The sequence below is a fragment of the Micromonospora sp. LOL_023 genome (assembly GCF_048060115.1).
Taxonomy (GTDB): domain Bacteria; phylum Actinomycetota; class Actinomycetes; order Mycobacteriales; family Micromonosporaceae; genus Micromonospora_E.
This window is the reverse complement of record NZ_JBHMIM010000002.1, coordinates 139,554-163,567: the sequence shown is the minus strand read 5'-3', so window position 1 is coordinate 163,567 and position 24,014 is coordinate 139,554. Positions and strand designations below refer to the sequence as shown.

Here is a 24,014-nt window from a genome sequence, read left to right as displayed (position 1 = left end):
GGCCGTCATTCGGTGGGAATTGTGGATCGAGAAACGGTTGTCGGTGCTGGCGGGTGCGCCGCGCGCGAGTTGGTTGCCGCCGGCGTGGCGAGGGTCGTCGGCATCCCGTCGCCATCTGGCGGGTTCGGCTGTCGGTACTGACCGCCGCCCGATCCTGGTCCCGCCATCCTGTCGACGCGGCCTGCCGACCTGAGGGTCGGCGCGGCGGCACCGTCGACGACGACGACACCGACGAACGGGACGCCAAGGTGTTGCATCAGCGTCGAGGCGCGTTGGGCGTCGGCGGCGTCGGTGGCGCCTCTGCGCACCACCAGCACGACACCATCGATCTCCCTGGCGAGCGCGGCCGCCCTGGTCCCGGTCAGAATCGGTGGTCCGTGCACCACCAGATCGTCGCCCCTGCGACTGAGGACCTCGTCGAGCAGATCGCCGGACTGCCGGCCGACCGACCACTGGTCCACGATGTCCGCCCCGACGATGGTCGGAACAAAAGCGCCCTCCGGACTGCCGAAGACACGCTCCCTGAAGCTGAGCAGGATGCTGTCGGCACCCGGTTGAGGGTCGCGACGACCAGCTTCCTGGCCCTCGATGAGGGTCACCCGGTCGTGGCCGCGAGCGATCCGCAGCGCCAGCATGGCCGCCACGATCGCCTTTCCGTCGTCGTACCGGGCACTGGTAACCATGATCCGCCTACCGGGCAGCGACTCGACGAAGACGTTGAGGCTTGCGACGAGTGTGTCCGCCGCCACCATCGCCTGCCCACGATGCAACGACCGTAGGTGTCGCGGCGCGAACCGTCGTGGCAACCTCGGGAAGACCGCCAGAACCGGCAGCCCCAGCTGTGTCTCGATCGCTTGAACATCGCGCAGCCGGCTGTCGAATCGGTTGCGGGCGGTTGTCAGGCCGAGTCCGGCGAGCAGACCCGCCAGTGCGCCGAGGGCGCCATTCAGCGTCGGTTTCGGCAGGTCGGGCTGCCCTGGCACAGTGGCGTGGTCCAGTATGCGTGCATTGACCTGAACCCCTTCGGCGATAGAGAAGTCGGCGAGTCGACCTATCACCGCTTCCGTCGCCCCGTTGGCGACCGCAGCCGCCTGGTCGGCCGAACCAGCGGTCGCAGACACGGTGACGATCTGCAGGCCGGGTTCGAACCCTCCGGTCACCTGCCCGACAACTGCCGCTGGCGGCAGCTTCAGACTGTCGGCAGCCCTGATCGCCACTTCGCGCGTCTCGACCATTCTGGCGATCGTCGGCGCGAGGCTCTGCGCGAGGGATATCGACGCCGTCTCCTGGCCACCAGCCTCTCCGTCGGCTCTGGCGCTGATCACCAGCGAGGCCGACGCCTGATAGGTGGGTGGGGTCCACTGGGTGACCGCCTGTGCGGCCAGCAGACCGAGGCAGAGCCCGAGGAACGGCAGCCCAGCGAGCCGGGCAATGGTTCGCAGTGTCGACAGCTCACGGGACCAGTGGATCATGGCTTTGCCTCCAGCCGCTGCATGGCGATCGCGTGTGGCGGTCGATGTCGTTGCCTACGACGTCCGGGTAGGCCGGTGGCCGGCCGGTCCCTGGCAAGGCGAATACCGCTCCACGCTTCGCACATCGCGTCGGCGATACGTGCCCAACTGAACAACCGGTTGGCCCGGGCCAACCCGTTGGCGGACAGCGTGGCTGTCAGAGCCGGATCGTCCCGGAGCCGGGCGAGACAGCTGGCCAGGGCGGCCCGGTCGCCGGCGGGGAAGGTCAGTCCGGCGTCGCCGATCACGTGCGGTATCTCGCCGACGTTGCTACCGACAACAGGCGTTCCGCAGGCCATCGCCTCGACCAACACCCGACCGAACTGTTCGCGTAGTGGAATCCCCACCCACGGCACGACGTTGCGCTGCACAACCTCTATGGAGGGGAGCGCCAGTGCGTCCATCCGGTCGAGATGGTCGGGCAGGTCGTGATGGTCCGCCCAGGGATGAAGCACGATCCGCCCCGGGCGTCGCCGGGTCGCCTGCTCGACTAGCGGCCGAAGGCTGCCTGCGCCGATGATCGATACGTCGCAGTCGATCGAGTCGGCCGCGTGCAGCAGGTCGGCGATGCCCTTGTGGTGTTCGAGCCGGCCGACGAAACCGACGGTGAAACGGCGGCGGACTTCTTTGTCCCGTCGTGTCCTGAAAAGGCTGGTATCTACCCCCAGTGGCACCACTGACGCGGTGCCGGAGTAACCCTTCACCCGGAGCACGTAGAGTGCTGCCGGTGTGATCGGGAACATATGATCAACTTGATCGTATGTGTGGCGTTCGATGGCGGGAAAGGGGGGAGGGAAGTCGATTACGATATTCTGTGCAGCGTAGAGGGAAGTCGGTATCGTCGGCCACCGTCGCCGGCAGGAGCGGATGGCCTGCCATGTCGAAAGGTAGGCTGCCTCTCCAATGACGTGAACAATGTCTGGTCGATGCTCGACATATCGGCTGACGTCGGCGCAGAACAGAACCGATGCCATATGGCCGGTGCGGCTCTCTCCGAGCAGGTGGGGCGCGATGTGGCATCGGAACCGTGCCGCTCGGCTGGACAGCTTGTCGAGCTCGGTCCGGGTCAGCTCGGAGACGTCGGCCGCGACCACCGTGACCGTGACGTCCGGTCGATCCGCAAGGGCGGCGAACAGCTCGATCCAATGTTCCGTTCGTGCTCCGACGATGGTGATCATTACGTGCATTTTTTCCTCCACGATCTCTCTGGTCGGTTGGACAACGCGATGCGCGATATCCTGGACCAGGCCCGAGCGCGAGCCGCGCCAGCGCGAGGCTGGACGGGAAATCGGATCCCGGCTATTCCTATACCCAGGATCGCGCGTAGCAGCACTACGACGCGCACGGCCGCAAGTGTCGAACGTCGGTGGAGCGCGAAGAAGCGCAGCATGCTCCGATAGAGATGCGGCCAGGTGCGGGCCGGGTCGGCGACGCTGCTACCGCCGCCCACATGCATCGCCTCGGCGGTGGGTAGATACATGACCGCTGCACTATTTCGCCATGCCTGCAGACAGAGTTCTTCGTCCTCGTAGTAGAGAAAGTAGCCCTCATCGAGGCCGCCGATCCTGTGCAGAAGCTCAGTCCGCACGGCCATGCACGCCCCGGAGATCCAGTCGACCCAGATCGGGCCGCCGTTGTCGCGGCACGCGTCGTACGCCGCTCGGCGGGCCTGCCCGGACATCAACCGACGTAGCCGTACCGGCAGGAGTCCACCACCGAACCGGGAGGCTACTACCGTGGTCAGCGATTCGAACGGATGGGCGCTGATGGCGATCTGTCCGTCGGGACGACGTATCCGTGGTCCCACGATGCCGGCGCGGGGATGGCCCCGCAGCGCCTCGATCAGCGCATCCACCGTGGGGGCCGGACAGACGCAGTCCGGGTTCACCAAGAGTACGACATCGGTCTGGACGGTCGTGACTGCCTGGTTGACTGCGGTCGCAAATCCGACGTTGACGCTGTTTGACTTCAGGACTACATCCGGGAACTCCGATCGAACGATCGGTACGGTGTTGTCGCCGGACGCGTTGTCCACCACGGTAATCGGTATCCGGCTCCTCGTGAGCGCCGCAAGCGTGGCCCTGATGTGCCCTTGTGAATTGTGTGTCACGACCACTGCGGTCGCATCCGGAACGGTCAACTCTTCACCTCTGCGGGTGCGGTCGAGAGAAGTGTTTCTCTGGATCCAGTGATGATCGTCAGTGCGGGCAGTAGGCCGAGTTCCCAGTGGCCGGCCGTGGGTCCGGCGAAGGCGGATCCGGCAAGGAATCCGCAGGTGAGCGCGGCGAACCCGAATGCAATTCCGTTTCGTTGCAGGAGGCCAGCCCGTATCGTCTGGTATAGCGGCCAGAGTACGACGATCAGGCCGAGGATACCGATGTTCGCGAGTACGGTCACGTAAAATGCGTGGTAGATCGGACCGACATCGTCCCGGACGAAGCCCGGTAGGTAGATGTCTCGTACCGACTGCCCCAACCCGCCGCCGGTCAATGGTCGCTCAGCGAACACATTCATTCCCACAACGGACTCGGGGCCCCGGTATCCCGACGACTCCTGTAGTTCCAGCGTCACCGTGCCGACCAGGTCCTCCAGGTTCGACGCCAGTGACAGGAGGGCGACGCCCACGACGGCGACCGCCACGGTTGCCCGGAGCCCCCGACGTAGGACGCGCCCACCCCAGACCAGCATCACCGTGAGAGCGACTGCTGTGGCCAACCACAGCGCCCGGTACATCGATATGGCCACGTCCGCGAGTAGTAGCCCGGCGAGCAGGGCGAACCCGGCCCGGCTCCAGCCACCGGTCCGCCCGGCCAGAACGACCAGCGGTGGTACCGCGAGTAGCGCGATCAGACCACCAGTCTTGTTCGAGCTGGCCAGCGCCGTCAGGCTGAGCGCCACGGTTGGGACCAGGTAGAGAATGGCGGCCGCGCGCCGCCGTCTATGGTCGGCCAGGGTCTGGGCCGCGACCCAGAAGTAGATGGGAATGACTGCGATCTGGTAGGCGCCGACCAGCACGTCCCGGGGGGGATTCCCCAGTGCCAGACCGTATATCGCGGCCAGCAGGACCAACAGTGTGAGGCCGAGCATCGGCAGATCCGCAGCCGTGCGGCGGACTCGCTCCATCCGGAACACCATCCGGATCAGCAGCGCGAACCCGCCGGCACCGAGAATCGCCGCATGCGTCGCGACGATCGTGGCCACGTCACCGCCGCCGATGGCCACGCCGGCGATCGTCCCACCGATGATGCCAACCGGTAGGACGGCCCACGGCCAGAGCACGAACGCCGCGCAGCAGACCGCCGTTCCTGCCAGGGCAGTGCCGGGCATGCCGGGCGACACGGTCATCGCTGCGACGACCGCCGTGGCGAACACCATCGGGAGCGGTGCGGTCCAAAGGCCGTACGTCGGCTTCGTGATCATTTCACAGCCAGGTCGGTCAGCAGGGCACGCAGCTGGACGCCCCGAACCGCCCAACTGTTGTCGACCGCCACGGCGCGGCGCCGGGACATCTCGGCCGGGCTGTGCGCCGCCTGTAGAGCCTCGTCGATCGCCGCCGCGAACTGCTGTGGCCCGGCCGCCAGCTGGATCGGAGCACCGATGTCGCGCAGCGCCGGCAGCGGTGTCGCGACGACAGCTTTGCCCAGAGCGAGGTACTCGTAGCACTTCTTGGGATGCACGTAGTCGATCAATCCGCCGATCCGGTAGGGAATGATCGTCACATCGCAGCCGCGCAGAATCTCGGGCACGTCAGCGAAGGCGATCGGACCGGTGAGGACGATGTTGGAAAGTCCGCTGAGCGGAGCTCGTCCGGCCCGCGTCACCGGACCGGCGAGTACGAAGGTCCACTCGGGGTGGTCCGCCGCGAGGTGCGCCACCAGTTCGGTGTCGAAGGCCCGGGTATCGACCGCGCCAACGTAGCCCAGCACTGGGCGGCGCAGCCGGGTCAGCCACGACGCGACCGGTCCCTCCGGATCGAACCTGTCCGGGTCGCAGCCGTTTGGCAGTAGCACCACCTGCCGGTCTCCGGTCGGCAGCCGGGCGGGCAGCGCCGACGACGAGGCCAGGATCAGATCGGCGGCACCCAGCGCGTCGCGTAGCGCCCAGCGTAGATGCCACCGGTTCCAGCGCCGGGTGAACGTCCAGTCCAGGTCGGTCGCGTCATAGACGACGGCCTGCTCGCCGAGGTGCCCGACAACGGCAGCGGCTAGGTCCTCGTCGATCCACAGCAACCGGCTGCCCGGCCGTTCATCCAACCATCGGCGCAGGAGTGACGCGCCGCGGCGACGGTTGATCGCGTTCGCCGGCGGCACCTGTCGTCCGAACGGCAGGACGGTGGGGAGCTCGGCCCGCCACAGATTGCGCCCAATCTGGGTGACCGACATCCGCCGACTCGGAAGCTGTCCAGGTGGATCCACGTAGAGCACCCGGCGGTCGACCGCGATCTGGCCGGCCAACGCGTGCTGACGATGGGCTCCGACGTGCCATGGAGTGGCGCTGAACATCACCACCCAGTCGCCGACGGCATCCGTGCACCGCGGCGGCGGTTCGGTCCCGACGTCGCCGCGCTGGCGCGGTCGTAGTGGGCTGGTCGAACGGCCGGGTCTAGACATGAGCCGGTTCCGCTGCGGGCAGTGGCGAGGGTGGAACCCGGTGTGCTTCGTCCTCACCGAGATAGCCGATCACCGCGGTCCCACGTTCGTCGCTCAGATGCAGTATCCGGGCACCGGCCTGCCGGTCCAGCCACCGGCGCATCTGGCCTGCGCCGATTCGTAGGTTGATTCGATCGATCCAGCGCGCGTACCTGCCGAAGGGCAACGCCGCGGGAAGGGTCGCGTGCCAGATCGCCTGGTCCTCGGTCTGTACCTCCATCCGCCAGCGTGGGCGTGCACCGGCCGGCGCACGCAGCAGCAGGACCCGCATGTCTTGCTGCCGACTTGCCGCCGGGACCAAACCCGCCGCCACCTCCTGCACCGAGGAGGAGCCGACCTCGGGGGTGGACCGCTGCGCGTCGAAGACCACCCACCAGTCGCGGATGTCGCCGTCGGGAAGCGGGCCGACATCGCCGCGTAGCGCAGCGCGCAGGTCACTCAGTCTCAGCGGCACAGGGCGACCGAAGAGCAGCTTGACCCCATGGTCGACGAGCGCGAGTGCGCGGAAGATCGCCAGCCTGTACCGGGGTTCGGTCAGTGCGAGATAGCCGACCAGGCTGCCGAGCAGGTGCCGGTGTCGGATCGTCGGTCCGAGTCGACGGCACGAAGCGCCCCTGCTGTGCGTCACGACCGCGTGCGGAATCATCCACAACTGATGGCCGGCGTCGCGCAACGTACGGGCGAGCACAGCGTCGTTCCAGTAGATCGGGAACCGTTCATCGAAGATCCGGTCTGCCGAGAGCACCTGCCGCCGCAGCAGCATGCAGCTACCGGACGCCAGTAGCCGGGGCCGGCTGAAGTCCTCGCCGCGCATCTGGAACCTGTGCAGCGCCTGCCGGAAGGCCGGGAGCTTGCGCAACGCGGTGACCAGGGCGATCGTGGCTGCGAAACTTGGCAGGTTGACGTAGTGCTGCTGGAAGGTTCCGTCCGGGTTGAGGTACAGCGGACTGACCCCGGCCGCCTCGGGGTGCTGATGCAGATGCTCCACCATCGTGCTCAGCGTGCCTGGATGGAACAGGACGTCGCTGTTGAGCAGCAGGATCAGGTCGCCCTGGGACTGCCGGTATGCCTGGTTGACCGCTGCGGCGAACCCGATGTTGTGCTCGTTGCGCAGCAGGCGCACCCGGGGATGGCCGGCCAGCAGCTCGGCCGATCCGTCGCACGAGCCGTTGTCGACGGCGACGATCTCGTAGCGTAGGTCGTCGCGGATTCCGGTGGGCAGGGAGTCGAGGCACGCCCGGGTCTCCTCCCGGGTGTTCCAGCTGACCAGCAGAATCGACAGGTCCATGTGGGTCATCGGTCCTCCCGACGTGCGAACACCCGTAGCAGGTCGCCGAGTTCAGGGTGACTGACGCGCAGCGACCTGCAGGCCGCGAAGTCGGCGACGACAAGGTTCCGGGCCTGTCGCAGGCGCGCCGGTGCCCGCCAGTAGTAACGGGAGAAGACCGTGTCCTGAGCGACCACCCGGAAACCGGACTCGGCCAGCAGGCGGGCGAGCGTGTGCGGCGCGAAGTGCCAACGGTGGTAGTCGGGCGCGATCGCCGGCCATGCGCTGCCGAGCCTGCGGGCCGCGGCCGAGGCGATGTTCGGCACCTCCAGCGCCAACCAGCCCTCCGGCCGTAGCGACGCCCGGGCCGTTGCCAGGAATCGCCGGGGATCGGTCACATGTTCGAGTACGTGGAAGGCGCAGACCGCCTCCACCGCATTGGCCTGTACGTGTTCCTCGAACCGGCCGGTCCGCACCGGCACGCCCAGTTGTTCCCGGGCGAAGCTGGCGGCGGCGTCCGACACCTCGACCCCGCAGGCGTCGATGCCGGCGTCCCGCGCGGCCTGTAGGAAGTAGCCACCGGCCGACCCTGCCTCCAGCAGGGTTGCCGGCCGAACCTGTGACCGCAGCCAGCGTAGCCGCCGGGCGGACTCGTAGCGCCGTTGTCCGGCGGACGTGAAGTAGTCCTGGTAGCCGTCTGTCTCGTAGTAGGCGCGGCCGTACAACTGCTCCGGCGGCGGCAGGTTGCTGGCCGTCCAGACGAACTGGCAGGTGCCGCAGCGCCTCAGCAGCCCATCGGTGTCGGGCTGGCCGGTCGAGTCGTCGCCGCACAGCATGCAGCCGGTAGCGACCATCTGCTCTGTTCTCATCGATTCTCCTGTCATCCGTCATCCGCCATCCGGGCCACCAGACGGATCAGGTCACCCTGTTGCGGATGGACCAGCCGCAGCGAACGGGTCGTCGACCAGTCCTGTGGTAGCAGTCGGTGAGCGTGTCGTAGCTGGTACCGGAGTGGCATGTAGTAGCGGAACACCGTGGTGTCCTGCCGGAGCATCCGGAACCCGGCGGCCGCCACCAGGTGCGTCAACGAGCCGGGTGTGAAGTGCCAGCGGTGATACTCGGGCTGCAGTCCGGGCCATCGGTCGCCGAGGCGCCGGGCCGCCGCTGAGGCGATGTTGGGGACTTCGAGCACCAGTGCGCCCCCGGGCCGCAGCGCCGCGCGTGCGGTGATCAGGAACTGCCAGGGATCAGCGACGTGTTCGAGCACGTGGAACGCGCAGACGGCGTCAACCTGGTGGGGGAGTTTCGAGGACTCGAAGCTTCCCTGCTGGACCGGCAGGTGGAGGCGGTCGCGCGCGTAGCGGGTCGCCGCTGCGGACATCTCGACGCCGTACACCTCGATGCCGCTCCTGCGGGCAGCTTCTAGGAAGAACCCGCCTGCCGGTCCGACTTCGAGCAGGGAGTCCGGTCGGACGGCCGAGTACAACCAGCGCAACCGTCGACCGGCCTCGAACCGGCGTGGCGCCGGCAGGAAGTAGTCCTCGTAGCCGCCGCCTTCGAAGTAGGTGTCGTCGTAGAGCGCAGGCGTCGGATCGGCAGCGCGGATCGTCCAGGCGAAGCCGCAGGCCAGACACTGCCGCAACTGCCCACCGAGGATTGTCTTCTCGGCTGAGCCCGGTCCACAGACCAGGCAGGTGAAGTGACTGAGGCTCATCGGCTGCCCACCTCGTCGGCCAGCCGGGTCCCGGCGCGGAGGTCTGCGGACTGGTCCACCGGCTCCTGAGGACAACTCCCGGCTGTGGTGCGAAACAGCCGTACGGTGGCCAGCAACAGCGCCGACACCAGGAGAGTGACGCCGGTTCTGCAGGCAACTGCGAGCGCCGCGCCCACCCGTCCGTCGCCGTCCGGGAGGTAGGGTGCGACGGTACTTCCTACGATGGCCGCGACGATGCTGGCCGCTGCGGTCCAGCCGATGATCCGTACGACCGGTGCCAGGGGACGAGCCGTCCGGCGGTGGAAGTACCACAGAAAATATGCCGACGAGGCCAGGATCGCAGCCGAGGTGGCGAGCGGTACGCCGACCGGCCCGTACAGCCACAGCAGGGGCAGAGTCGTCCCGAGGTTGAGCAGCACCGACAGCAGGATGTACCGCGTTTCGAGGCCCGGACGTCCCTCGGCGCGGGCCACGATCGTCGCAGCGCCGAGCACCAGATTCACCGCGTACGCCGGAGCCAGCACAGCGAGGTTCGTCGCAGCCCAGGGCACCTGGTCGCCTATCCAGAGCCGGACCAGCGGATCGGCGGACACGACGACGGCGGCGGTGCACGGCCCCAGATAGGTAGCGAGACGCCTGGTGGTTCGCAGGTAGAACCCGTCGAGCCAGCCCGTGCGGGCCGCGCCTGCGACAGCCACGGGAAAGAGTGCGATCAGCGCGAACCCTGGTGGTAGCCGGAGCAGGTTCAGCAGCCGGGCACCCAGGTCGAAATGCCCTGCGGTGGCCGGATTGAAGAATCCGGCGAGCACGAACCGGTCGAGTTCCGTGTTGACCAGACCCGCGGCGCTCGTGGCCTGCACCCGGATTCCGTATCCACGGACCACATGCAGATCCTCGCGGCGGATGTCGCGTAGCCGTGGCGTGTAGGTCGGGCTGTGCCAGCGGGCGGCCAGGATCGTCAGCCCGGCCCGCAGGCTGCTGGTCAGGGCCGTGATGGCAGCCAGGCCGACCAGGCCGCCGCCGATCCGCATCAGCCAGATGGTCAGCACGCCACCCACCAGCGCGACGCCGGCACCGATCCAGGCCGCCGTACCATGACACTGGGTGCCTTCCAGGACCGCACGCCATGGCAACTCGACCCCGCCGAAGAACAGCGACACCAGCAACCACAGCATGGCGCGGTGCGCCTCACCGGCGATCTCGCCCAGCTGCAGCAGCCGGCCGATCCAAGGCCAGCAGATGGTCAGGACGGCCGCCGCCAGCGTAGCTAGAAACATCGCCCAGCCCAGGCCGAGGCCCAGCACGGCGCGTAGTCGTCGCGACGCTGGATCGATGCCACCCTGCGCGACCTCGCGTACCATGGCTGAACCGAGGCCCAGATCGACCATGGCCAGCACGGCGACGACGGCGCAGAGCAACACCCAGACGCCGAACTCCGGGCCGCCGAGCCGTTCGTACACCAGTGGCAGGGTCACCAACCCGACCGCGGTGACGATGAGCCGCCCGCCCAGCAGACTGGCGGTGTTACGGGCCACCCGGCGGCCGGTCCTGGTCGTCAGGTTACCCACGGGGGAATCCCCGGCAGAGTTCCACGACGGTGAGCAGGATTAGAGCCAGGTCCAGCCGCAGCGTCCGGCAGTGCAGGTACAGCAGGTCGCAGCGCAGCTTGTCCTCGGCGGTTGCCGCGTAGCCGCCGGTGAGTTGGGCGATGCCGGTCAGCCCTGGTGGGCTGAGGTGACGCAGATGGTAGTGCTGGAGCCGGCAGAGGTCTCCGACGAACTCGGGCCGCTCGGGCCGCGGACCCACCAGGCTCATCTCACCCCGGAGCACGTTCCACAGTTGGGGAAGTTCGTCGAACCGGGTGCGCCGGAGCAACCGGCCGAAGTTGGTGATCCTGCTGTCGTCGGTGGCGGCCAACGTCGGTCCGGTGGCCGACTCCGCGTCGACATGCATTGTCCGGAACTTGATCAGCCGGAAGTGCCGGCCGCCGGTGCCGACCCTGGTCTGTACGTACAGCGGTGGTCCGGTCATGGACACCGCTGCGCCGATTGACAACAGCAGGGGAATCAGCACCGGTGCAGCAATCAAGATCAAGAATAGATCGAGCACTCGCTTTGCGCGCATGCTCCCGGACATCGCTGGACCTGGTCGTAGTCGGAACCACGGCAGGCCGCCGTGCCGGTGCAGACGAGTCGGCCGCAGGAGTCCATATACCGGAAGGGCGAGTACGAGGATCGGTACCCGGTAGGCGCGGCAGGCGGCGATCAGCCGTACGTCGACGGCGTCGAGGGAGTGCTTCAGTAGTAGCAGCTTCGGTCGGTACTGGGCGAGCAGCTCCGGTAGCGCTTCCAGGTCGATCGGTCCAGGCAGCCGCAGCGCGACATCGAACTCCTCGTCCAGCTGGTCTGCCGGGTTGTCGGGTCCGCTGCCCTCAAGGACCAGGACCCGTCCGCCCCGGGTCCCGGTCGTCCAATCGCGCAACGCCCGGCGTCGGGCGTCGCTGCCCGGCGGACGTGACGTGGTGCGATGACCGGCGGTAGGCAGGGTGGAAGTTGGCACCGATGCGTCCGCGAAGCTCGGCATGCGTGTACTCCAACCCCGACCTGGAAGATATGGTGATCAGACGTGACGTAAGCACTTTATGCACACACAACACCTGCCAGGGGGTATTCGTCCGAAAACCGGTTACTTGGCGGGAGACTTCCTCCGTCGCTGCCCCGGCCAGACCGCTGGTCACAGCCGGGTCCGGCATGCGTGCGGGACCGGGCGTGCGCGAGTCGGGTCTGGTCCGCCGGGCATGATGGACAGATGGCTCCGCTCCGCCAGATCTTCGCCGTCTCCGGCATCCTGCATCCGCCACCCGGCCGTCCCGCACCACGCCGCAGCGCGCTCATCGAGCACGCGATCTCGCTGACCGGGGTGCCGGTCGCCAAGGTCTGCCTGGTGCCGACCGCGACCGGCGACAGCAAACCGTTGATCGACTCCTTCTACGCGGCGTTCGAAGAGGCCGATTTCGCGGTTCCATCGCATCTGCAGTTGTTCACCCAGCCGAATGTCGACGACGTTCTCTCGTTCCTGCGTAGCCAACACTTGATCTGGGTGCCTGGCGGCAGCGTGGTCAATCTGCTGGCGGTGTGGCGTGCCCATCGGCTCGACGAGATGCTGCGCGAGTGTTGGGAAGCTGGCGTGGTGCTGGGCGGCGGCAGCGCCGGCAGCCTCTGCTGGCACACCGGTGGGGTGACCGACTCCTTCTCCGACCGGCTCGACCCGGTCGCGGATGGGTTGCGGTTGCTGCCGTACAGCAACGGCGTGCACCACGACCTGTCGGAGCAGCCGCGTCGGTCCTGCTACCTGGACTGCGTCGCGGCCGGCCGGCTGCCCGCCGGGTACGCCACCGACGACGGCGTCGGGCTGCACTACGTCGGCACTGAACTGGTCGAGGCGGTCAGCACCGTGCCGGGTGCGAGCGCGTATCGAATCGAACCCGGCGACCGGCCGGGAACGGCGGTGGAACGGCCGCTGCCGACCCGCTCGATCGTCACCACCGAGGCCGAATCCCCGGTCGCCTACCGGGGGGCACCCCGGTAGGTGCCGAAGGACCACAGGTTGCCTTCGGGATCGCTGACCACGAAGTCGCGGGAGCCGTAGCCGGTGTCGTTCGGTTCCCGGACCACCTTGGCGCCGGCAGCGACCGCCCGGGTGTACAGCCCGTCCGGGTCGTCGGTGACGGCGTACCCACCGAAGCTGCCTGCGGCACGGATCCAGGGGTCGTCGGGAGCGGAGCCGCCGCGGTCACTGCCGAGCATGATGCCGCCGCCCGGCGGCCAGGCGAGCTCGGCGTGGTCGACCCGGTCGCCCTCGCGAATCACTAGTGCTTCCTGGAAGCCGAAGGCGTCGACCAGGAATGCGATCAGCCCAGGAGCGTCTCGTGCCGTCAGCGTCGGCCAGACCTGCGGTGCCGGGGTCGTCTTCGATGTCATGCCGCCGAGTCTGGCGGCGATGCCAGCCCGCCGGCTTGAATGTTTCGGAACTCCTCCCGCAGCCAGATGGTGGGCGGGCAGCCGGCGAACTCGCGGAACTCGCGGGCCAGGTGGGCCTGGTCGGCGTAGCCGCTGTCGGCGGCGAGTCGGGCGAGGGTGCCGACCGGACCGGCTACCGGCGGGCCGGCGCGGGCCCCGGGCGCTGGCGGGCGTGCGGTCGCGGCGAGCCGCCGACGTGCCCGGTCGAACCGGACCAGTCGGGCGACGGTCTTCGGACCGAACCCGATTTCGACGCCGAAGCGCCGACTCAGGTAGCGGCTGCTCCATCCGACCTCGGCGGCGATCGGGCCGGTCGCCCGCCGCCCGCCACTGGCGAGCAGCGCCTGCCATGCGTGGGCGACCTCGGCCGGGACCGCGGCGGCGGTGCCGGCCAGTCGGTCGGCCAACAGATCATCGAGTACGCCGAAGCGTCCCGCCCAGCTGGTGGCGTCCCGTACCTGTTCGGTGAGGTCCGGGCCGAACCGGCCGAGAATCACGTCGGCGGGCAGGTCCGCGTCGACCAGCTCGCCGGCGGGTACACCGAGCAGGGCTCGGGTGCCCAGCGGCGACAGCGACAGGGCTATCCCGGCCTGCCGGCCGTCGTGGGTGATCAGCGCTGGTCGGGTGTGCAGGCCGCCGAGGAGGGTGTCGTAGTCGCCGGGTGGGGTGCGCGGGTCGGCGTGCTCGGCGACGGTGAGCCGCTGGTCCAGCGTGATGATCATCGTGAGGTACGGCGAGGGCAGGCCCCGGTGCCGGCCGGGTGCCGACCCGTCCTCGCGGTAGCCGGTGTAGCCGGCGATGTAGCGGCGCAGCGGCCCGGCCGGCCGTCGGTGGACGAACTCCGAGGTCGAAAGGGCGCTCGATGGCATCAGCCCACTATGCCGCGCCGGTCGGCTTTGCCGCGACCCGCTGCCACTGCCGTAGTCCGGCGCGGAGTTCGTCGTCGCTCACCAGGTAGACCAAGCTGCAGTCGGCGGTCCGGTGGCACCAGGTAGGCACAGTAGGCAGGGCTCACCCGGCCGGATCGGGCACTTCGCCTTCGGCTGTCGGCGCTGTGCTCGCGCTGTCATGCTTCAACCATGCCGTGGTCGGCCGGCCACGGCGGCAGGTCCGAACGGCACGATCCGACCTGACCTTGGCCAGCCCGGCTGGCGTGCGGTGTCAGTACTACTGTGCCGGCGACTGTTCGGTGCGGAGGGGGATCTCTCGATGGGCTTCGGCGGGTGTTGGTGGTTGCAGGACCACGATGGGGTGCCACTGGCCGAGTTGGACGTCACCGACGGCGACTTCCCGTGGTTGTACGCCATCCTTCGACCGACTGAGGCGTTCGAACCGGTGCGGCCGATCTTCGAGGCGGAGTTGCGGGCGCTGCGGGTCAGCGAGGACGGTGACACCGACGGCAAGGTGGCCGCCTGGGATCGGGCGTATCTGGAAGTGCGCGCCGCCGTGGTGCTGATCGATCCGGATGGGCAGCCGGCATCAGAGTTCCTGCTGCACGTCGACGGCGACGAGGCGTGGTGGCGATGGACCGATGAGCCGTTCGACGACGATGAGGACGTACCGCCGGTGGCCGACCCCGGGCGGACCGTGAAGCCTAGCGCGGCGACGCTGTTCGTGGCGACGCTGCTCACCGCACTGCTTGCCGGCTGCGCCGGACAGGTGCCGCAGCCGGGCCCGCAACCGCCGAGCGCCGCGCCGCTGGTGCGGACCATCGAACCACTGCCGTCGTCGGCGACGGACGAGGCATCACCGGGCTGCCCGGCGTCGGGTCTGGCGTTGAGCCTGGGTGAGGTCAACGCCGCCATGGGTCTGCGGGCAATGCCGATCTTCATGGTCAACTGCGCCGATCGGCCGTACTCAGTGTTCGGCTATCCCGAGTTGTCGCTGCTCGGCGAGGAGCAGGAAACGCTGGAGGTCGAGGTCCTGGCGGGAGTCTCGGCGGTCGCCGTGATCGAGCATCTGGTCGGCGACCCGCAGCCGGTCACCCTGGCCCCGGGCGCCCGTGCCGCCGCGGTGCTGGTCTGGCGCAACACGGTGGCCGACGTGACGCCGTCGGTCCTGGGCACGTACCTGAGGGTGGTGCCGGCGCCGGGCACAGCCGCCCAGGTACTGCGGCCCGACGGCGGGGTCGACGTCGGCACCACCGGCCGGGTTGCGGTCAGCCCGTGGGCTGCGGCCCGGTGACGTCCCAACCGCCGGTCAGCGCGGCGACCAGCCGTTCACCGGCCGGCCAGGGACCGTAGCCGCTGGCCGTCTCTACGTGCCCGGCGTCGCCGGCGTCGTACAGCTGCGTACCCCAGTCGGTGGCGTACCGCTCGAACTCCTCGAAGGAGGTGTACGGGTCGGTACGACTGGCGACCAGGATGGTGCGAAACGGCAGCCGTCGCTGGGGGACCGCGCCGACGTACAGGTCGGTCGGGTCGTCCGGGCCGGGCCGCCAGCCCGGGTCCAGGTACGGCGGGGTGACCAGGAGAGCGGCGGTGACCGGGCCGGTGTGTCGCTCGGCCCAGTGGGCCACGGTCAGGCAGCCGGCGCTGTGCGCGATCAGCACCGCCGGTTCGTCGCTGGCGTCGACGGCGTCGTGCAGGGCGGCCAGCCGATCGGTTAGCACGTACGGCGGGCCGGGTGGTTCGGGTGCCCACCGGTAATCGGGGTTGGCCGCTGCCCAGCGGTTGAGCCAGTGTTCGGGGCGGGGCAGTCCTCGGCCGGGGACCAGCAGATGACGGGGCACCGAGCGATGGTATGCCGGCGGAGGTCGCCTGGACCGCCTACGACCGGGCCGCCGGGGCTGACCGCCCCGGCGGCCCGGCTGGGCGGTGCCGCTGGTCGGATCAGACTGGGTCAGACCAGGCGCAGCGTCGGGTACGCGGCGAAGACCGCGTTGAGCGGCGCGAAGTAGGTCGTGCCGCCGGTGCGGCAGTTGCCGCTGCCACCGGAGGTCATGCCGAGCGCGGCGGTGCCGGCGAACAGCGAACCACCGCTGTCACCGGGCTCGGCGCAGACGTTGGTCCGGATCAGGCCCCGAACGGTGCCCTGCGGGTAGGTCACCGAGGCGTTCACGGCGGTGACCGAGCCGCCGTGGACACCGGTGGTGCTGCCGCTACGGCGTACGGACTGGCCGACGAAGGCGTTGCCGACGGAGGTGATCGACTGGCTGCCCCCGTAGAGGTAGACCGCGCCTGGGCGGGCGATGCTGTTGTTGGTGTAACGCACGATGCCGTAGTCGTTGCCGGGGAAGCTGGATACGACCCGGGTGCCGAGCACGGTGCTGCGGCTGGAGTTGGCATACCAGGTGGCGGCGCTAGCGGTGCAGTGCCCGGCGGTGACGAAGTAGTTCGCGCTGGCGGTACGCACGTTGAAGCCGAGCGAGCAGCGTCCGCCGCTGCTGCCGTAGATGGCCTCGCCACCGGCGATCATCAGGCTGAACTCGCCGTCGGTGCGTTCCAGCCGGGCAGCGTCGCCGGCGGCGGCGACGGCTGCCTCGACCAGCGCCAGCCGATTGCCGGTGACTGTGCTGTCCACTGTGACCACGACCTGGTTGGCTTCCAGGTCGACGGCGCGGGCGGTGCCGACGAAGGCGGCGGCCCGTTCGATCCGGGCGGTGACCGCGTCGAGGTCGGCGGCGCTGTACTTGACGGTCCTGGCGACCGCGCCGGCGGCGCGGGCGGCACGGCCGGCGGTCTCGTCGGTGACTGTGACGATCATCCGGCCGGAGGCTTCGTCGAGGTAGACGCCGGCCGACCGGGCTCCGAGTTCTTCGCTGACCTGCGCGGCGGCGTCGGCGCCCGCGGCGAACAGGGGTACAGGCGCGGCCTGGGCCGCGGACGGCCAGAGGACCATCCCGGTGAGCAGCAGTGGCGCGGCGATGGTGGCCACTGTCCGCTTGACGTAGGAGCTGGGGGCTTTCACGTGCGCCTCCTGGGGGGTACGGCACGCCGGTCGGCGTGTCCGGAGGGCCGGATTCCCGTGGGTGTGGCCGGGATCCGGGTGAGGGCGATGGACAACCTTGACCATCCAATGCTCTCGATGTGCTGGTTCCGCAAAGACTGTCATCCGGCCCGGAAGGCCACAAGAACTAACATTGGGGAGAGGTACCCCGTGTTATGGCGTGTCCGTTCCGTCGCCCGCGCGCCCGGCGCGCGAGCCGGGCGGTCCGAGCCGGCGGTCGCGGTCGGACGGGGACGCATCTTCATCCGTGGCTCAGTTGGCGGCGGTGGCAGGGTGGTGGCCCTCATCGTCGATCGGCAATATTCTGTCGGCATTCGGGGCTGAATCTCCCGGCGCTGGACGTCGACCCTGAGCCGTGGTTGCCAAACAGATCCAGCATGGCACCGTTTGGCGGTGCCATGCTGGATCTCGGTGCTGACAGCTGTTGCGGATTCTGGAACAACCGGCACAGGCGATCATTATCGGGAAACGGTCGTAGTGGAGCTGGTCGGCCTCAGCTGCCGGCAGTTGGTGAAGTCGGATAGGGTCGGCGTTGTCGTACGCCTGTGACGCGTCAGGATTCGGGCCCGGCATTGCATTTTGATTTGCGCCCGGCGGTGGGGATCATGCGCCAGTGCGGCTGTGTCACTGGCCCGATCGACGGCTGCGGCGAAGGGCGGCAGGTTGCTGTCGAGCTGGCAGAGTTGATCTGCTCTGGGTGAGCATCGCGGTCAGTCGGTTTCCATGGCGCAACACCTCCGGTGTTGGGTGCGACGTCTTCGGAGGACGCTGAGGGTCGATTTTCCCAGCCTGTTCGGGTAATGCGCGGAATCCGGGTGCTAGGCATGCGGGAGGAAGTGAGCCCGAGCTTGTTCTGCGGGTTGTATCGGGCAGTCGGCTGGCGTGATATATGCTGGCTTCCGCCGGGCAGCAAGGGCACCACAATGGTGCGGTCATTCACAGGAGTTCTCCCCCCGCGGGATGTCCTGTAATAACAATATCACCGTCCAGGAGAGCTGGGCGACAACGATACTGATAATTCGTCGACGGTCGTCAGAGTGACAGTTTTCGCAGGTTGATCGTCGACCTGCGGTGCGTGTCGGGCGGGTGCCGGCCGGCGGTGCGGTCGCCGCCGGAACGGCCGGCTGGGCGGTCGGTTGAGCAGATGCTCAAACAGTGCTAGCATCCCGGTTGAGCGATCGCTCAACCGGGAGGGGTGGCTGTGGCGCTCCACATCGAGACGCTGATCCGGGCGCCGATCGACCGGGTGTGGCGCCACACCCGTGACCCGGCCCGGCACACCCGGTGGGACCTGCGATTCACCCGGATCGAGCCGTACGGGCCGGCCGGCAGCTTCCGGTACGCCACCCGGCTGCTGCCCGGCCTGACGATCGCCGGAACCGGGCAGACCGCAGGAGACCGACACCGCCCCGACGGCTCCGCCGTATCCGCGCTGCGCTTCGCCTGCGACCACCCGCTGTCGCTGATCCGCATCGGCAGCGGATTCTGGCGCTACCAGCCGACCTCCGACGGCGTGCGGTTCTGGACCGGGTACGACTACACGCCCGGCTGGGGGAGGTTCGGCCGGTACGCCGACCGGGTCTTTCGCCCGATCCTCGGCTGGGCGACCGCCTGGTCGTTCGACCGGCTGCGGCTGTGGCTGGAGCGCGGCGTACCGCCGGAGCGCAGCCGCAACCAGGCGGTCGGCGAGGTGTCCGTACGGCTGATCGTCGCTGGCGCCGGCCTCGCCGCCGGTCTGCCGGCCGCGTTGCTGATCTGGGCGGCGGTGCTGTTGCTTCCGCCGTTGCCCACCACCCCGGCGGCCCGTCGCTGCCGGCCCCGTGCCCACCGCCGAAGGGACCCCCGGTGACCTCGATCTTCCGCCAGGCGCTCGGCACCGACTTCGACCGCCTGCACCCTCGGATGCGGCAACGTTTCGGGATCAGCAGCGCTGACCACACCGCCTGCGTCGGCACCGGGACGATGGACCGGATCTGGCGCGGCTCGGCGGCGACCCTGCCGTTGCTACGGCTCGGTGCGTCGCGTCACATCCTCTTCCCCGAGCAGGGCACCGACGTGCCGTTCAGCATCGAGAACTACGCCTACCGGGACAGCTACGGCCGGGAGACGGTGAGCTTCGTCCGCACCTTCGAGGTCGCCGCGCACCGCCGCCGCCGCTTCGACGCCACGATGGTCTACAGCCCGCACCGGGCGGCCATCGTGGACTACCTCGGCACCCACCAGCACTACGCGGTGCTGCTCGACCTCACCGCCGACCGGCGCGGTGGGCTGCTGATCCGCACCGGCGAGCAGCGTTACACCGGGCATCGCTTCCCGACCGGCCTGTCCGGCACCGCCGAGGTGCACGAATGGTGGGACGACGCCGACGGATGCTTCCGGATCGAGGTACGGGTGACCAACCGTTTCCTCGGCCCGGTCTTCGGGTACCGGGGCCGGTTCACGGCACAGTTCGTGGACACGGGGACGGCCCCGGTACCCGCCGCGGTGCGTCCGCTGCGGGAGAATGCGGCGGTATGAGCACCGGGCATCCCGTCGAGCGCACCGGCACCAGACGTCGGTTGATGGACGGGGCGGTGCAGGCGATCCGTCAGCACGGCATCGCCGGAGTTTCGGCCCGTACCGTCGCCGGATGCGCCGGGGTCAACCAGGCGCTGATCTTCTACCACTTCGGCACCCTTGACGACCTGCTCGCCGTGGCCTGCCAGGCGGCCACCGCCGACCGGGTGGCGGCCTACCGCGACCGGTTCGCAGCCGTACGGTCGCTGCGCGAGCTGCTGGACCTCGGCCGTGAGCTGCACGAGCAGGAACGAAGCGAAGGCAATCTGGGGGTGTTGGCCCAGCTGCTGGCCGGCGCGCAGACCGACGAGCGGCTCGCCGCGTCGACCGCCGCCGCGCTGCGCCTGTGGATCGACGAGATCGAGCAGGTGCTGCGCCGGGTGCTCGCCGGATCACCGGTCGCCGAACTGGCCGATCCGCGCGGACTGGCCCGCGCGGTGGCCGCCGGCTTCGTCGGGCTGGAGCTGTACGAGGGGGTCGACCGGACTGGTGCCGACGCGGCGCTGGCCGCGTTGGAACAGCTGGCGGTGCTGGTCGACGTGGTCGACGACCTGGGACCGATCGCCCGTCGCGCGCTGCGCGGCCGGCTCGCCGGATCGGCCGAGCGGCGCCGCCAGCGCGGCGGTTGACCAGCTCAAAACGGCCCCAGAACGACATCCGGGTCGGCGTCCAGGGTCAGCGTCTCCAACACCGTCAGCAGCGCGCGTTCCTCGTACCGGAAGTGGGATTCCATGATGGCGGCCAGGCCCGCCAGATGGCGGGCCAGCTCGGTGGGCGGAGCTGTCCGGTCCACGGCGGCCTGCAGCCCGGCAAGCAGGTGGGCGATCATCGAGTGGTCCTGCCGCAGGTAGGACAACGTCTGCCGCAGCTCGGGGTGCTGCTCGGCGATCGCTGGGAACAGCTCGCCGTCCTCGCCCCGGTGATGGGCGGTCAGGGCGGAGCAGAATCCGTGGCAGAACAGCAGCAGGTCCCTGGTGGCCGGCTCGGCCGGTTCGCCGTCGGCCAGCGCCTGCTGGGTCACGCGCAGCGCCGCACGAAGCCTGTCGTGCACGCCGCGCAGCTCTCGACCCCAGGCGACCAGTCTGGCCTTGTCGCCCTCAACCACGGGTGGAGGGTGAGGGGCCAACGATCCTCGTCATTGCGCGTCCTTCGATCCGGCGCCTCCATGCCTGACACGGTCTGCCATCGACACGCGACGCTGGGTCGAGGTTACCAGAAAGCGCACCGGGTGCTCGGGGGTGTCGACGATGGGCACTCGTGGCACCGCGCCATATTCACGAGAGCGAACTCGACAGGCGGTGTTACCGTTGTTCTGGAACGCCTGAACGGGGACAAACTCAACGGGAGACCGGGTCATGCAGAGCTGTGAGAAGTGCGTGCTCTTTACTCGATGACTAGACCAGTCGGTGCGTGGTGACCAGCTGATCGTCTAGCCCATGCCGCGCGGCGGCCTCATTGACTGGTAGGCAACCGAGTAGCGCGACGCGCACGCGTCGGTGCCCACCATTCGACGGCCTCGGCGCCCGACTTCTGGCGCGTCCGGCTGCTTCGCCGATTCCGGTCGGAGCAGCTGTGACGAGCCAAACCTACTGTCCGAGCAAATGCGCCACGTGCCCGGTCATGCGGATCGTCTTGACCGTCGGTGGCCATTCGCTCAGTTCTGCCTGCCCATCCCCACGGAGGTGATACGTGATGGAGACCGACTGACCGATACGCGTCTGAGTGATCTCGCGTCACGGATCAGGAACGGCCAGCCATTGCGCGCCGTACGCGAGGTAGAGTTCCGGATCGTCGAACTCTGTGTACACTTCGCCGACCGCGTCCGGCTGCAGCAGTTCACTGCCTGGCGCGGGTGTGTCCAACAGCCGAACTGGTTCCCCGGCCACTCGTCGTACCCACTTGGGTAGTCGGTCAGGGTCGAATCGCACCCGTAGTTCGAAGCGACGACAGCGTCTCGTCGCAGTCAATGCGTAGTGCGGTGAGGCCACCTGACGCGGACCCAACCGGGTCACCACGCTGAAGTCGCACGACTCACCGGCGACGAGCGGCCGGGGCAGTCCGATGACCAGCTGGGACCGCTGTGGCAGCGGACGTTCGTGCCGGATCAGCCGGCCGCCCCAGTGGACCTCGGCCCGGACGTCCAGGCCGGTGCTGTCCGGTTGCCGGGGCAGCGACATGCCGAGCTTCACCTGCTGAATGCCGTCCCGGTCGGCGACGATCCGCCGCTCCTCGTACGCCTCCATCGACCCGGTGTCCAGCCGGACCAACACCCGCAGCGCCGCGACGTGCCAACCGTCGCCGACCGGGTGGGAGCTGCGGCTGGCCAACTCCCGGCCGATCGCCTCGGCCAGCAGCACCTCCGCCTCGTTGATCCGGCGTAGCGCGGTCCGGTCCTCGCGCCCCAACTGCCGGGCCAGCCAGGCGACCCGCCCCCGGAGATGGGTGTCCTGAGCCTGCGCGTGCAGACCCAGGGCGACCCGCGCCGCGAGCGCCATGTCCTCCGGTAGTTGGCGGGTCTGGCTGCGGAGTTCGGCGATCACCCGCTCGCGCAGGTTGGCCGGCTCGTCGATGCGGTCGGTGCCGCCAGCACCGCCGCCGCAGAGGGCCAGCAGGTGGTCACCGAGGCGCGCGGCGAGGTTGGGAGCGGCGACACCACGGCCCGCCCGCAGCGAGCGGAGCTCAGACTTGATTTCCACAGCGGACATCGGATGTCACCGTCCTTCCAGGCAGAGTCATCTTTGTCCACTCCGTGACAACAGCCCCTTATTGTGTCACCCGATGTGAGTTTCGCCGGCCTTCAGGTGTGGTTGAAACTGATCACAGCGAGGCCCGACGCGGTCCGCTCCCATGCCGGAGGCGCGAAGCTGCACGCCGCCTCCGTAGCCCGATCTGTGGGTGTCGGGGCCGGTTCACAAGCCCAACGTGGACACGGGGACGGCTCCGGCACCTGCAGCGGTGCGCACGAACAGCCGCGACGACGGGTCAACCCGGTGCCTGCCCGACGTCAGTGGCACCGAAGAGATCATCCGGCTCGCTGGCGGCGGTAACCGGCATGACCCGGTGCGCCGGCGGCGGGAGCTGGCGCACCGGATGGCGCGAGTGCAGCCGTACCCCCTGCTCGGCGGCGGTGCGGGCGGCGACCGGGACGGTGACCATGCGGACCGGCTCCGGTGGGGCGGCGAAACCACGGGTGCCCCAACGGACCCAGATCGCCACCCGGCCGGCGGCAGCCTCGGCCAGCAGCTTGTCGACCGTCCGACGCCGGTCGGTGTGGTCGACCTCGATCACCACCGGCGGTGCCGCCGGCCGGGCGCAGGCGACGTCGACGACCGAACGCTGCCCGGACAGCGGCGGCGGCAACGGCAGTACGCTGGCCGCCCGCCGGTACACCCGCCAGCCCTGGCCGGCGCCCCAACCGGCGATCGTGTCGACGAGCAGCGCGGTGACCTGCTCGGTGGTGAGGTCGGTGAAGGTCAGCGCGGTGAGCCGCTCGCCCAACGCGGCGGCCACCCGCGCCGCGTCGGCCAGCGACCCGGCCGAGTCGGCGGTAGCCGCGCCTGCGGTAGCCGGATCGTCGGTCACAGCGGCAACCAGCCGATCACGTCGCGGATCTTGACGTCCCAGTAGCTCCACTCGTGGTCACCCGGCCCGAAGTCGACGGTCAGGGGGATGCCCCGGGTCGCGCAGTCGTCGCGAAACCGCACACTGTCCGGGTACAGCACGTCCGAGGTGCCACAGCAGAGCCACAGCTGCGGCAACGCCGCCGGGTCGGCCCGGCCGAGCAGCGCGAGCAGATCGTCGTCGCTGCCGGCGACGTCGCGGTCGCCGAAGATCCGCCGCATCAGCGGGTCCGTCGCCGACACCGGCGGTCCGTACTGCCGGGCGGCCAGGTCGAGTACGCCGGAGAGGCTGGCCGCGGCCGCGAACCGCTCCGGTTGCCGCAGCGCCCACCGCAACGCGCCGTACCCGCCCATCGACAGGCCGGCGACGAAGGTGTCCGCGCGTCGGCGGGACACCCGGAAGAACGAATCGACCACGTCCGGCAGCTCGGTGGACAGGAAGGTCCAGAACGGGGCGCCGTGTGCCTCGTCCGCGTACATGCTGCGGTGCACCTGCGGCATCACCACGGCGAGGCCGCGCTCCTCGGCGTACCGCTCGATCGAGCTGTACCGCAGCCAGGCGGTGGCGTCGTCGGTGAGTCCGTGCAGCAGGTAGAGCACCGGGGGATCGGTCTCGCCGCCGGTTGTCGGGGCGCCGATCCTGGTCCGGCAACGCTGTGGCAGCAGGACGGTCATCGAGGTGCCCTGCTCCAGGACGTCGGAGAAGAAGTCGACCCGTAGGAGTGCCATC

The 24,014-nt window shown here is 69.1% G+C and carries 24 protein-coding genes; 5 read left to right on the top strand and 19 right to left on the bottom strand.

Annotated features, from left to right (window positions below):
* Positions 1 to 5: 5 nt before the first annotated feature.
* The 10 genes from ACFHVL_RS01905 to ACFHVL_RS01860 are packed head-to-tail and all read right to left on the bottom strand — an operon-like array spanning position 6 to position 11,724.
* Positions 6 to 1,472: a hypothetical protein gene (locus ACFHVL_RS01905; RefSeq protein ID WP_416624980.1), complete on the bottom strand. Its 1,467-nt coding sequence runs from the start codon at positions 1,470 to 1,472 to the stop codon at positions 6 to 8.
* Positions 1,469 to 2,689 (bottom strand): glycosyltransferase family 4 protein, encoded by a 1,221-nt coding sequence (locus ACFHVL_RS01900; protein WP_416624979.1) that lies wholly within the window; start codon positions 2,687 to 2,689, stop codon positions 1,469 to 1,471. The genes ACFHVL_RS01905 and ACFHVL_RS01900 overlap by 4 nt, the downstream gene beginning before the upstream one ends.
* Positions 2,689 to 3,651 carry a glycosyltransferase family 2 protein gene (locus tag ACFHVL_RS01895; protein ID WP_416624978.1) on the bottom strand — a complete coding sequence of 321 codons (963 nt, stop codon included), beginning with the start codon at positions 3,649 to 3,651 and terminating at the stop codon, positions 2,689 to 2,691. Before ACFHVL_RS01895 ends, ACFHVL_RS01900 begins: the two co-directional genes overlap by 1 nt.
* Positions 3,648 to 4,931, bottom strand: a complete 1,284-nt coding sequence (locus ACFHVL_RS01890; protein ID WP_416624976.1) for an O-antigen ligase family protein — start codon at positions 4,929 to 4,931, stop codon at positions 3,648 to 3,650. Before ACFHVL_RS01890 ends, ACFHVL_RS01895 begins: the two co-directional genes overlap by 4 nt.
* Complete coding sequence (locus tag ACFHVL_RS01885) at positions 4,928 to 6,121, bottom strand: glycosyltransferase (RefSeq protein WP_416624975.1); 1,194 nt, start codon at positions 6,119 to 6,121, stop codon at positions 4,928 to 4,930. Before ACFHVL_RS01885 ends, ACFHVL_RS01890 begins: the two co-directional genes overlap by 4 nt.
* Positions 6,114 to 7,457: a glycosyltransferase family 2 protein gene (locus tag ACFHVL_RS01880; protein ID WP_416624973.1), complete on the bottom strand. Its 1,344-nt coding sequence runs from the start codon at positions 7,455 to 7,457 to the stop codon at positions 6,114 to 6,116. Before ACFHVL_RS01880 ends, ACFHVL_RS01885 begins: the two co-directional genes overlap by 8 nt.
* Complete coding sequence (locus ACFHVL_RS01875) at positions 7,454 to 8,296, bottom strand: class I SAM-dependent methyltransferase (protein WP_416624972.1); 843 nt, start codon at positions 8,294 to 8,296, stop codon at positions 7,454 to 7,456. Before ACFHVL_RS01875 ends, ACFHVL_RS01880 begins: the two co-directional genes overlap by 4 nt.
* Positions 8,297 to 8,307: 11 nt before the next feature.
* Entirely contained in the window at positions 8,308 to 9,141 is an 834-nt protein-coding gene (locus ACFHVL_RS01870) for a methyltransferase domain-containing protein (protein ID WP_416624970.1), read from the bottom strand.
* Complete coding sequence (locus tag ACFHVL_RS01865) at positions 9,138 to 10,709, bottom strand: lipopolysaccharide biosynthesis protein (protein ID WP_416624968.1); 1,572 nt, start codon at positions 10,707 to 10,709, stop codon at positions 9,138 to 9,140. Before ACFHVL_RS01865 ends, ACFHVL_RS01870 begins: the two co-directional genes overlap by 4 nt.
* The gene (locus tag ACFHVL_RS01860) at positions 10,702 to 11,724 is read right to left on the bottom strand and encodes a sugar transferase (RefSeq protein WP_416624966.1); all 1,023 of its coding nucleotides are present in this window, start codon (positions 11,722 to 11,724) and stop codon (positions 10,702 to 10,704) included. The genes ACFHVL_RS01865 and ACFHVL_RS01860 overlap by 8 nt, the downstream gene beginning before the upstream one ends.
* Before the next feature lie 225 nt (positions 11,725 to 11,949).
* Between ACFHVL_RS01860 and ACFHVL_RS01855 the strand changes: the two genes are divergently transcribed.
* Positions 11,950 to 12,729, top strand: a complete 780-nt coding sequence (locus ACFHVL_RS01855) for a Type 1 glutamine amidotransferase-like domain-containing protein (protein WP_416624964.1) — start codon at positions 11,950 to 11,952, stop codon at positions 12,727 to 12,729.
* Here ACFHVL_RS01855 and ACFHVL_RS01850 read toward each other — a convergent pair.
* The 3 genes from ACFHVL_RS01850 to ACFHVL_RS01840 form a co-directional block, all read right to left on the bottom strand.
* Complete coding sequence (locus tag ACFHVL_RS01850; RefSeq protein WP_416624962.1) at positions 12,708 to 13,121, bottom strand: VOC family protein; 414 nt, start codon at positions 13,119 to 13,121, stop codon at positions 12,708 to 12,710. The two genes, ACFHVL_RS01855 and ACFHVL_RS01850, sit on opposite strands and share 22 nt — an antisense overlap.
* Positions 13,118 to 14,029 carry a DUF6597 domain-containing transcriptional factor gene (locus tag ACFHVL_RS01845; protein WP_416624960.1) on the bottom strand — a complete coding sequence of 304 codons (912 nt, stop codon included), beginning with the start codon at positions 14,027 to 14,029 and terminating at the stop codon, positions 13,118 to 13,120. Before ACFHVL_RS01845 ends, ACFHVL_RS01850 begins: the two co-directional genes overlap by 4 nt.
* Before the next feature lie 78 nt (positions 14,030 to 14,107).
* Entirely contained in the window at positions 14,108 to 14,230 is a 123-nt protein-coding gene (locus ACFHVL_RS01840; protein WP_416624958.1) for a DUF6767 domain-containing protein, read from the bottom strand.
* A 163-nt stretch (positions 14,231 to 14,393) separates the two neighbouring features.
* Between ACFHVL_RS01840 and ACFHVL_RS01835 the strand changes: the two genes are divergently transcribed.
* Positions 14,394 to 15,344: a DUF4232 domain-containing protein gene (locus tag ACFHVL_RS01835; RefSeq protein WP_416624956.1), complete on the top strand. Its 951-nt coding sequence runs from the start codon at positions 14,394 to 14,396 to the stop codon at positions 15,342 to 15,344.
* On the opposite strand, the gene ACFHVL_RS01830 is transcribed toward ACFHVL_RS01835, so the two are convergent.
* Together ACFHVL_RS01830 and ACFHVL_RS01825 are read right to left on the bottom strand one after the other, a co-directional pair.
* Positions 15,319 to 15,891 carry an RBBP9/YdeN family alpha/beta hydrolase gene (locus ACFHVL_RS01830; protein ID WP_416624955.1) on the bottom strand — a complete coding sequence of 191 codons (573 nt, stop codon included), beginning with the start codon at positions 15,889 to 15,891 and terminating at the stop codon, positions 15,319 to 15,321. The genes ACFHVL_RS01835 and ACFHVL_RS01830 overlap by 26 nt on opposite strands.
* 110 nt (positions 15,892 to 16,001) lie before the next feature.
* Positions 16,002 to 17,000: a S1 family peptidase gene (locus ACFHVL_RS01825; protein WP_416625065.1), complete on the bottom strand. Its 999-nt coding sequence runs from the start codon at positions 16,998 to 17,000 to the stop codon at positions 16,002 to 16,004.
* Between the two features lie 1,309 nt (positions 17,001 to 18,309).
* Here ACFHVL_RS01825 and ACFHVL_RS01820 point away from each other — a divergent pair.
* From ACFHVL_RS01820 to ACFHVL_RS01810, 3 genes are read left to right on the top strand one after another with little or no spacing between them, the layout of a single operon-like run.
* Entirely contained in the window at positions 18,310 to 18,957 is a 648-nt protein-coding gene (locus tag ACFHVL_RS01820) for a hypothetical protein (protein WP_416624953.1), read from the top strand.
* Positions 18,954 to 19,625 carry a DUF4166 domain-containing protein gene (locus ACFHVL_RS01815; RefSeq protein ID WP_416624952.1) on the top strand — a complete coding sequence of 224 codons (672 nt, stop codon included), beginning with the start codon at positions 18,954 to 18,956 and terminating at the stop codon, positions 19,623 to 19,625. The genes ACFHVL_RS01820 and ACFHVL_RS01815 overlap by 4 nt, the downstream gene beginning before the upstream one ends.
* Entirely contained in the window at positions 19,622 to 20,293 is a 672-nt protein-coding gene (locus ACFHVL_RS01810) for a TetR/AcrR family transcriptional regulator (RefSeq protein WP_416624950.1), read from the top strand. The genes ACFHVL_RS01815 and ACFHVL_RS01810 overlap by 4 nt, the downstream gene beginning before the upstream one ends.
* A gap of 5 nt (positions 20,294 to 20,298) precedes the next feature.
* Here ACFHVL_RS01810 and ACFHVL_RS01805 read toward each other — a convergent pair whose 3' ends face one another.
* The 4 genes from ACFHVL_RS01805 to ACFHVL_RS01790 form a co-directional block, all read right to left on the bottom strand.
* The gene (locus tag ACFHVL_RS01805; RefSeq protein ID WP_416624948.1) at positions 20,299 to 20,769 is read right to left on the bottom strand and encodes a hemerythrin domain-containing protein; all 471 of its coding nucleotides are present in this window, start codon (positions 20,767 to 20,769) and stop codon (positions 20,299 to 20,301) included.
* A 628-nt stretch (positions 20,770 to 21,397) separates the two neighbouring features.
* Entirely contained in the window at positions 21,398 to 22,369 is a 972-nt protein-coding gene (locus ACFHVL_RS01800) for a hypothetical protein (protein WP_416624946.1), read from the bottom strand.
* Positions 22,370 to 22,646: 277 nt separating this feature from the next.
* Entirely contained in the window at positions 22,647 to 23,246 is a 600-nt protein-coding gene (locus ACFHVL_RS01795) for a hypothetical protein (protein WP_416624944.1), read from the bottom strand.
* Positions 23,243 to 24,013, bottom strand: coding sequence for an alpha/beta hydrolase (locus ACFHVL_RS01790; protein WP_416624942.1), 771 nt, complete (start codon positions 24,011 to 24,013; stop codon positions 23,243 to 23,245). The genes ACFHVL_RS01795 and ACFHVL_RS01790 overlap by 4 nt, the downstream gene beginning before the upstream one ends.
* Position 24,014: the final 1 nt, after the last annotated feature.

Excerpts from the sequence above, each read along its gene's own strand:
- ACFHVL_RS01905 (WP_416624980.1), bottom strand. The coding sequence starts at position 1,472 with ATGATCCACTGGTCCCGTGAGCTGTCGACACTGCGAACCATTGCCCGG.
- ACFHVL_RS01855 (WP_416624964.1), top strand. The coding sequence starts at position 11,950 with ATGGCTCCGCTCCGCCAGATCTTCGCCGTCTCCGGCATCCTGCATCCG.
- ACFHVL_RS01800 (WP_416624946.1), bottom strand. The coding sequence starts at position 22,369 with ATGTCCGCTGTGGAAATCAAGTCTGAGCTCCGCTCGCTGCGGGCGGGC.
- ACFHVL_RS01875 (WP_416624972.1), bottom strand. The coding sequence starts at position 8,296 with ATGAGAACAGAGCAGATGGTCGCTACCGGCTGCATGCTGTGCGGCGAC.
- ACFHVL_RS01845 (WP_416624960.1), bottom strand. The coding sequence starts at position 14,029 with ATGCCATCGAGCGCCCTTTCGACCTCGGAGTTCGTCCACCGACGGCCG.
- ACFHVL_RS01825 (WP_416625065.1), bottom strand. The coding sequence starts at position 17,000 with ATGGTCCTCTGGCCGTCCGCGGCCCAGGCCGCGCCTGTACCCCTGTTC.
- ACFHVL_RS01840 (WP_416624958.1), bottom strand. The coding sequence starts at position 14,230 with ATGACAGCGCGAGCACAGCGCCGACAGCCGAAGGCGAAGTGCCCGATC.
- ACFHVL_RS01880 (WP_416624973.1), bottom strand. The coding sequence starts at position 7,457 with ATGACCCACATGGACCTGTCGATTCTGCTGGTCAGCTGGAACACCCGG.
- ACFHVL_RS01870 (WP_416624970.1), bottom strand. The coding sequence starts at position 9,141 with ATGAGCCTCAGTCACTTCACCTGCCTGGTCTGTGGACCGGGCTCAGCC.
- ACFHVL_RS01860 (WP_416624966.1), bottom strand. The coding sequence starts at position 11,724 with ATGCCGAGCTTCGCGGACGCATCGGTGCCAACTTCCACCCTGCCTACC.
- ACFHVL_RS01810 (WP_416624950.1), top strand. The coding sequence starts at position 19,622 with ATGAGCACCGGGCATCCCGTCGAGCGCACCGGCACCAGACGTCGGTTG.
- ACFHVL_RS01850 (WP_416624962.1), bottom strand. The coding sequence starts at position 13,121 with ATGACATCGAAGACGACCCCGGCACCGCAGGTCTGGCCGACGCTGACG.
- ACFHVL_RS01885 (WP_416624975.1), bottom strand. The coding sequence starts at position 6,121 with ATGTCTAGACCCGGCCGTTCGACCAGCCCACTACGACCGCGCCAGCGC.
- ACFHVL_RS01790 (WP_416624942.1), bottom strand. The coding sequence starts at position 24,013 with ATGGCACTCCTACGGGTCGACTTCTTCTCCGACGTCCTGGAGCAGGGC.
- ACFHVL_RS01900 (WP_416624979.1), bottom strand. The coding sequence starts at position 2,689 with ATGATCACCATCGTCGGAGCACGAACGGAACATTGGATCGAGCTGTTC.
- ACFHVL_RS01890 (WP_416624976.1), bottom strand. The coding sequence starts at position 4,931 with ATGATCACGAAGCCGACGTACGGCCTTTGGACCGCACCGCTCCCGATG.